The organism is Actinophytocola sp., assembly GCF_045807065.1.
Taxonomy (GTDB): Bacteria; Actinomycetota; Actinomycetes; order Mycobacteriales; family Pseudonocardiaceae; genus Actinophytocola.
Genome location: NZ_JBJMIE010000466.1, coordinates 1 through 4,524, shown reverse-complemented (window position 1 = coordinate 4,524; position 4,524 = coordinate 1). Strand labels below are relative to the sequence as shown.

Sequence of the window (4,524 nt, the reverse complement as noted above, 5' to 3'; positions counted from 1 at the left end):
GTCCAGAGCCCCCACGCCAGCGACACGCCGGGCAGGCCCGCCGCGCGGCGGTGCGCCATCAACCCGTCCAGGTACGCGTTGGCGGCCGCGTAGTTGCCCTGGCCCGCCGAGCCGATGAGCGCGGCGGCCGACGAGAACACGACGAACGCGCCGAGGTCGAGTCCGCGGGTCAGCTCGTCGAGGTGGCGCACCGCGTCGACCTTCGGACCGAACACGCCCGCCAGCCGCTCCGGGGACTGCGCCGCGATCACGCCGTCGTCCAGGACGCCCGCCAGGTGCACGACACCGGTCGGGGGGTGCTCGGCCAGCAGCGCCGCCACCTGCTCGCGGTCGGACACGTCGCAGGCCACCACCGTCGCGGTCGCGCCCTGCTCGGCGAGCTCGGCGACCAGGTCCGCCACGCCGTCGGCGTCGGGACCGCGCCGGCTGGCCAGCACGAGCTCGCGCACCCCGTGCCGGGTGACGAGGTGCCGGGCGACCACGCCACCCAGCGAGCCGGTGCCACCGGTGACGAGGACCGTCCCGTCGAGACCGCGCACCGCGGACGCGTCCGGGACCGGGGCGGCGGCACGGGCGAGGCGGGGCGCGGACAGGGTGGTGCCGCGCACCGCGAGCTGCGGCTCGCGGCTGGCCATGGCCGGGCCCAGCGCCGGCGCCACGTCGTCGGCGCCCGCGGGGTCGAGGTCCAGCAGGACGATCCGGTCCGGGTTCTCGGCCTGCGCGGCACGGACCAGACCCCACACCGCGGCACCCGCGGGGTCGGCCACCGCGCCGTCACCGGCGGGTGTCGCGCCGCGGGTCGCCACCACGAGCCGCGTGCTCACCAACTCGGCGCTGGTCAGCCAGGCCTGCAGGACGTCGAGCACGCGGGAGGTCACCGCCAGGGGCGTGTCCCCGCCGCCGACGGCACGCAGGACCGCCACCGCGGGCGCGTGCCGCGCCAGCACCGCCACGTCCTCCGCCGTGTCGATCGCGGTCCACGACGGCACGTCCGCCTGCCGGGCCGGGGGCAGTTCGGTCCACTCCACGCGGAACAGGGCGTCGCGGGTCTCCTCCGCGGCCGTCTCGAGCTGTTCGGCCGACACCGGCAGCGACACCAGCGAGTCCATGGTCACCACCGGGGCGCCGGTCTCGTCGGCGGCCTGGAACGACAGCGCGTCCGGCCCGCACGGCGCGACCCGCACCCGCAGCGCCGAGGCGCCGACGGCGTGCAGTCGCAGACCGTTCCACGCGAACGGCAGCACCCTGCGGTCGTCGTCCGGGTCGACGAAGGCGTTCGTGTGGAGCGCGGCGTCCAGCAGCGCCGGGTGGATGCCGAAACTGCCCGCGTCCTCCCGGTGTTCGTCGGGCAGGGCGACCTCGGCGAAGACCTCGGCGTCGGCGCCGTCGCCGCGCCGCCACACCGCCCGCAGGCCCTGGAACGCGGAACCGTAGGCGTAGCCGCGCTCGACCAGGTCGGGGTAGAAGTCGACGATCTCGACCGGCCGCGCACCCGCGGGCGGCCAGGCGGTGAAGTCGAACCCGGTGCCGGTGGCGCCCGGCGTCTCGGCCAGCGACCCGGTGGCGTGCCTGGTCCACGCGCCGTCGTCGCCGTCCTCGCGCAGGGAGTACACGTCCACGGTGCGCGAACCGGTCTCCCCCGGTCCACCCACCGCGACCTGCAGCCGCACCCCGCCCTGCGCCGGCAGCACCAGCGGCGCCTCGATCACGAGCTCTTCCAGCACGCCGAAGCCGAACTCGTCACCCGCCCGCACCGCGAGGTCGACGTAGACGGTGCCGGGGATGAGCACGACACCGCCGATCGCGTGACCGGCGAGCCAGGGGTGGGTCCGCAGTGACAGCCGCGAGGTGAACACGAGCCCGTCGAACTGCGGCAGTGGCACGACCGCACCCAGCAGCGGGTGATCGGCCCCGGTCAGGCCCAGCGAGGCGGCGTCGGTGGCCGACTCGCCGAGCCGCAGCCAGTAGTGCTGGTGGTCGAAGGCGTAGGTCGGCAGGTCCACGGGCCCGGACACGGGCGGCAGCGTCGCGGCCCAGTCGACGCCGACACCGCGCACGAACAGCTCGGCCATCGAGGTCAGCAGGCGCCGTGGCCCACCGTCGTCGCGCCGCAGCGACCCGACGACCACCGCGTCGTCGACGATCTCGCTGATCGGCTGCACCAGCACGGGGTGGGCGCTGATCTCCACGAAGGTGGCGTGCCCCTGCTCGAGCAGGTCCGCGACGGCCGGGCCGAACCGGACCTGGCCACGCAGGTTCCGGTACCAGTAGCCGCCGTCGACGACCCCGGCGTCCTGGATCCAGTCACCGGTGACCGTGGAGTGGAACGGGATCTCCGGCGCCCGCGCGTCGATGCCGGCCAGCGCGTCGGCGAGCGTGTCGCGGATGTCCTCGACGTGCCGGGTGTGCGAGGCGTAGTCCACGGCGATCCGCCGGACGCGGACACCCTGCTCGTCGAGGACCTCGAGGACCTCGTCGAGTGCCTCGGCGTCCCCGGCGACCACGACGGACGCGGGCCCGTTGACGACCGCCACCTCGACCCGGTCCGCCCACGGCTCGAGGCGCGCGACCGCCTCCTCCGCCGCCAGCGCGACCGAGGCCATGCCGCCCCGCCCGGACAGGTGGTCGGCGATCGCCTGGCTGCGCAACGCGACCACGCGGGCGGCGTCCTCGAGGGACAGCGCGCCCGTGACGCAGGCCGCCGCGATCTCGCCCTGCGAGTGGCCGACGACCGCGTCGGGCACCACCCCGACCGAGGACCACACCGCGGCGAGGCCCACCATCACGGCGAAGCACGCGGGCTGCAGCACGTCGACCCGCGCCATCAGCTCCGGGTCGGTCTCGCCACGCAGCACGTCCGTCAGCGACCAGTCGACCCACCGCTCCAGCGCGGTCGCGCACTCGGCGATCCGCGCGGCGAACACGGGCGAGGCGTCCAGCAGCTCCCGGCCCATGCCGACCCACTGCGTGCCCTGGCCCGGGAACACCCACACGATCTTGCCCGGCGCGGTTCCCGGCCGGTCGGACCCGGTCAGCAGGCCGGCCGCGGTCTCGCCCCGCGCCAGCGCGTCCAGCCCGGCCACCGCCTCCTCGGCGGCAGCGGCGACGACCACGGCGCGGTGGTCCAGCACGGCCCGGCCGGTCGCCAACGTCCCCGCCACGTCCGCGAGCGGCACGTCGGGGTTGGCCGCCAGGAACGCGGCCAGGCGCTCCCCCTGTCCCGCGAGGGACTCGGCCGTGGCCGCCGACACCACCAGCGCAACGGTGTCGAACCGGCTCGCCCCGCTCACCGGCGAGTCGGCCCGTTCCTCGGGTGCCTCCTCCAGGATCAGGTGCGCGTTCGTCCCGCTGGCGCCGAAGGAGGACACCCCGGCCCGGCGCGGGTGCCCGTTCCGCGACCAGCTCCGGTTCTCCCGCAGCAGTTCGACCGCGCCGGTGGACCAGTCGACCTGGGGCGTCGGCGCGTCCACGTGCAGGGTCGCCGGCAGCACCCCGTGGCGCAGCGCCTGCACCATCTTGATCACGCCGGCCACGCCGGACGCCGCCTGCGTGTGCCCGATGACGGACTTGACGGAGCCGAGCCACAGCGGTTGTTCCGGGTCCCGGCCCTGTCCGTAGGTGGCGAGCAGGGCCTGCGCCTCGATCGGGTCACCGAGCACGGTGCCCGTGCCGTGCCCGTCGACCGCGTCCACATCGGACGGGGACAGCCCGGCACTGGCCAGCGCCCTGGTGATCACCCGCTGCTGCGCGGGACCGTTCGGCGCGGTCAGCCCGTTGGAGGCGCCGTCGGAGTTCACCGCGCTGCCGCGGATCACCGCCAGCACCTGGTGCCCGCGCTCCTGCGCCACCGAGAGCCGTTCCAGCAGCAGCACCCCGACGCCCTCGGCCCAGCCGGAGCCGTCGGCGCACGCGGCGTAGGACTTGCAGCGGCCGTCGAAGGCGAGTGCCCGCTGGCGCGCGAAGCCCACGAACCCGCCCGGCGTGGCCATCACCGTCGAGCCGCCCGCGAGCGCCATCGAGCACTCACCCCGCCGCAGCGCCTGGGCGGCGAGGTGCAGGGCCACCAGCGAGGACGAGCACATGGTGTCGACGGTCACCGCGGGACCTTCGAGCCCGAGGGTGTAGGCGACCCGGCCCGACGCGACACCGCCCGCGGTCCCCAGCGCGCGTTCGAGGCTCATGAAGTCCTCGAACCCGGACAGGTCGGGTGCGTAGTCCTGGTGCACGATCCCGGCGAACACGCCGACGTCCGTGCCACGCATGGCGTGCGGGTCGATGCCGGCGCGTTCGATGGCCTCCCAGGACACCTCGAGCAGCTGCCGCTGCTGGGGGTCCATCGCCAGGGCCTCACGCGGCGAGATGCCGAAGAACGCGGCGTCGAACCCCGCCGCCTCGTGCAGGAAGGCGCCCTCCCGGACGTAGGTCGTGCCGGGGTTGTCGGGGTCCGGGTGGTAGAGGCCGTCGAGGTCCCAGCCGCGGTCGGCGGGAAAGCCGGTGTAGACGTCCGCGCCCTCGGTCACCACC

Annotated in this window: 1 protein-coding gene; it reads right to left on the bottom strand. The window is 75.5% G+C overall.

Annotation, left to right across the window (positions count from 1 at the left end):
- Positions 1–4,524: SDR family NAD(P)-dependent oxidoreductase (locus tag ACJ73U_RS27340; RefSeq protein WP_407780588.1), on the bottom strand; the 4,524-nt coding region annotated here is incomplete at both ends.